This is a genomic window from Pedobacter sp. 01T416_2 (genome assembly GCF_056398925.1).
Map to the genome: position 1 here is coordinate 1 of NZ_JBFTQI010000631.1, position 3535 is coordinate 3535.

At 38.6% G+C, this 3535-nt stretch carries 2 protein-coding genes; both read right to left on the bottom strand.

Features of this window, described 5'->3' with window-relative positions; genetic code table 11:
* Positions 1 to 858: 858 nt before the first annotated feature.
* Positions 859 to 1746, bottom strand: a complete 888-nt coding sequence (locus tag AC1DPQ_RS21465; RefSeq protein ID WP_057935175.1) for a helix-turn-helix domain-containing protein — start codon at positions 1744 to 1746, stop codon at positions 859 to 861.
* A gap of 347 nt (positions 1747 to 2093) precedes the next feature.
* Positions 2094 to 3535, bottom strand: a 1442-nt coding sequence (locus tag AC1DPQ_RS21470) for an ATP-binding response regulator (protein ID WP_477610818.1), incomplete at its 5' end; no start/stop codon positions are given.

Genomic DNA, 3535 nt, shown 5'->3' on the forward strand with positions numbered 1-3535 from the left:
TCTCTGGACTGGATAAGCCCAAAATCAAAAAAGGTATGCAGAACAGATTGACTCTGGTTCTCTTCTTCGATCCCAGAAAAGGCGTTGTTCGTCGCTTCATAGCAACATACTTCATTAAAGCATTCACGTTCATTTAGTTTATATTTGGTTAATCGGTTGGTTTTTTAATAAGTGGAATACGCCAAATAGCCTGTTCAATGCCCAACTACCAGCAGTATTCTTTAAATTGGGAATGATCGGTAAAATTCCTTTCCCAAGGGCCCGACAGCTGATTGCAAGATGAAACGGCGCGCCTATTCTTTCCTTGATCACTTTAAATTCCCCATCTAATACTCCTGTGGTTGCATTTACCTGCTTACCAGTGCTGAAAGCGCTATAAACCATAATTTTGTCTTAAGCAGAACCTTTAATTCGTTATAGTCGCTTTTCATTTGAAGTGCCTAAAAAAGAGTCAAAGCAGTTCCTTATACCCCGACATACAGGGTTCAAACAGAAAAACGAAATGGTTGTAATGGCCTACCTTAAGTTGCAGACGGGGCTGGTAATAGTTTTCTCATAATTGTCGCGTTAGTTGGTACTTTTATATCCATCTGGCTGACCATGACCTTCATCAGATCACTCAAAAATCCGCAGTGGGTATTAAAAAATTAATTGTGTAATGGCAAAACCTGTTGCCTTTAATATTTGGTTATACATCCATAACAGCCGGTTAATGATGTGATCAAATATAAAATCTAATCAGGCGATATGATTTATTGTAAACAGACTTCTTTTTATACTTTTCCGATTTTTGATGTGCTGTTCAATGAAAATTAAATGATGTTCAGCATGAAATTGATGTGCATTAATCCCATGGGATCAATCAATAAAATTCAATGTCTTATTCTGCGTTTTGTAAGCGCCTGGTGTTAGTCCGGTAAGCTTCTTAAAAACCCTGGAGAAATAATGGACATTTTCAAATCCAGTTAATTCGGCAATTTCATCTTGTTGTTTTTTACTGGTAATAATGAGGTACTGGGCCCGTTCTATTCTTTTTTGCAAGATATAGTTCACGGGGCTTTGACCTGTGTAGCGGTGAAAGAGCCTTGAAAAATAATCTGTATTTAAATTTGCCCGGTCCGCAAGATGACTTACTTTAAGCGGTGTCCGCAGATTGATCTGTATATAACCAATGGCATCCATCACTGCAGAGGGCTTGGCAATAATCTTGTCTTTATGAAATATTTCCGGTTTTAAGAATCTGGATATCAACTGAAAAATAATCCCCTGTGTTTCATATTGCACAGCAATACTCTGAAGGTTATTCAGCTCGGTGTATTCCTTGTAATAAATATCTTTTTCATACACCATTGGATCGTTGGACCTGTTGATCCCTCTGCCCGGATTAATAGCGATGAGTCGCTTAAAATTGGCGATATCGTTAGTGTTTGCCTCAATCTGCAGACTTTCCATGCAATTGGAAAACAGCGATATCCCGTCTGCCGAATCTTCAAAGAACTGAACAAAATACTGGCTTAAAAAGTGTTCGCAATAGAGGTTACAGAGCGTAAAACTGGGAATGAGGTAGAGATTACCGGGAATTAGGCTAAGTGAACCGTTCGGACCGGATATTACACCTTCGCCTTCATCGATATAATACAGTCTATAATACGGGCTGATTACATTTCTGAAGTTCCACTTATTTCCGAGTTTTACGTAGTCGACGTTCAGCAGCCGAAAAGAATGCCTGATGAGCCGTTTATTCATTGTCATATTGCCTTCTTTAATTATTGATAATTTGATAATCGGTTTTTAATAATTTCTGCCATCCACTCATTATCGCGGATTTGCTGTCAGAAAGTATAATCATACCAACCTTTAAAAGCAGGAGTCCCGTGATAGAAAGGAAACGACAGTTCAATGATCAGTATTGATAATGTTCACTAAATTCAGCCTATTTCAAACTAGAAAGGGGGGGCTAACAGGTAAAATTGGAGGGGCAAACGGAGGGGGTGTCTTTTGGATTGACAAATAAGGGACAATATGCGTCAGACTTGGCTAACCTTACCGTTGAAAAAAAGTTAATATAGGGAGAGCGGCTTAACAGTGTACCGTTATATTTTTTTACGCTTAAGATCCTGGTTGACTGAAACGGTCTTTGAAAAGACTCTTCTATATTTTTTGATGTATTCCGAGGGGTTCATCAGGAATACTTTTTTGAATTGTTCTCTAAAGTATTTTATATCATTCATTCCAACGCTGTACATGGTTTGCCTAATGGTATTTTCGGTGCTAATAAAAATTTCGGCGGCTTTGCGCAAACGTATGAAACGTATGAAACTATTGGATGAATGTCCGGAAATGGATTTGATCCGTTTATATAGATTCTCTCTGGACATTCCCAATTCTTCGGCTAATGTTTTGATATTAAAATCAGGGTCATCAATATGCCGCTCAACAATACTGATACAGTTCTTTAAAAAGTCTTTATATTCTGCGGATATTTTTAAGCTGTTGGGATTCAGCGTGATTTCACTATAAAAATAGTTCTGCAGGCTGTTTTTGCTTCTGAGGATACCCGCGATCCTGGCCATTAACAGATTCTTATCGAATGGCTTACTGATGAAATCATCCGCACCGCTTTCAATACCTTTTAATTTGACTTCTTCAGAAGTATTCGCGGTGAGTAGTACGATGGGAATATGGCAGATAGATTCGTCTTCTTTTACTTTCTGGCAAAGTTCAATCCCCCCGATCCCATTCATCATTACATCACTGATTACCACATCAGGGAGAAGCTCACGTATAATCGATAAGCCACTTTCTCCATTCCAGGCCTGTAGAATGTGATATTCCTTAGCAAAAATTTGACGGAGGTAACTGGCAATCTCTTCATTATCATCGATAATAAGAATAGATTTTCTTTCTTCGGAAACAAAATCGTTAAGCAACAGTTCATCATGCTGCTCAACGGCAATTTCCAGTCCATGCTGATCAAGCGCTTTAAAAAATCCCGGATCTTGCTCGACATCGGTATCAATCGTAGAAGAACTGATATAATTTCCGCCTTTTAAGATCTGGACATGGAAGGTTGTTCCGGAATGTGCATCACTAAGGCAGTTTATCTTTCCCCCATGCAGTTCTACAAAGGTTTTAACCAAATAAAGTCCTATTCCAAAACCACCTCCAAACGACCTGTTTTTTGCAGGTTCCTGATAAAATCTGTTAAAAATCTTTTCCTGTGCTTCAGGGCTGATGCCACATCCCGAATCTTTCACCTCTATAGTAACATCAGCATCATTTTCCTTTATGTCTATCCCTATCTTTCCACCCTCTGGCGTAAACTTAAAGGCATTTGAGAGTAAATTAAAGATCACAATCTCAAGCTTTTCCCTATCGGCAATAATTTGAATGGCCGCTGAAGAGCTATGAAAGGAATAATCGATCCTATTTGATTTTGCCTGATGATCAAAACATAGATAAACCTCTTTCACCAKTTCAACAATATTAACTCCTGATGTTTTTAAGGTATCTCCCTGCGCATCCACCTTACTGT

What these genes read in the sequence shown, in the direction of transcription:
- AC1DPQ_RS21465 (WP_057935175.1), bottom strand. Translation starts at nt 1,746, where the DNA reads ATGAATAAACGGCTCATCAGGCATTCTTTTCGGCTGCTGAACGTCGAC.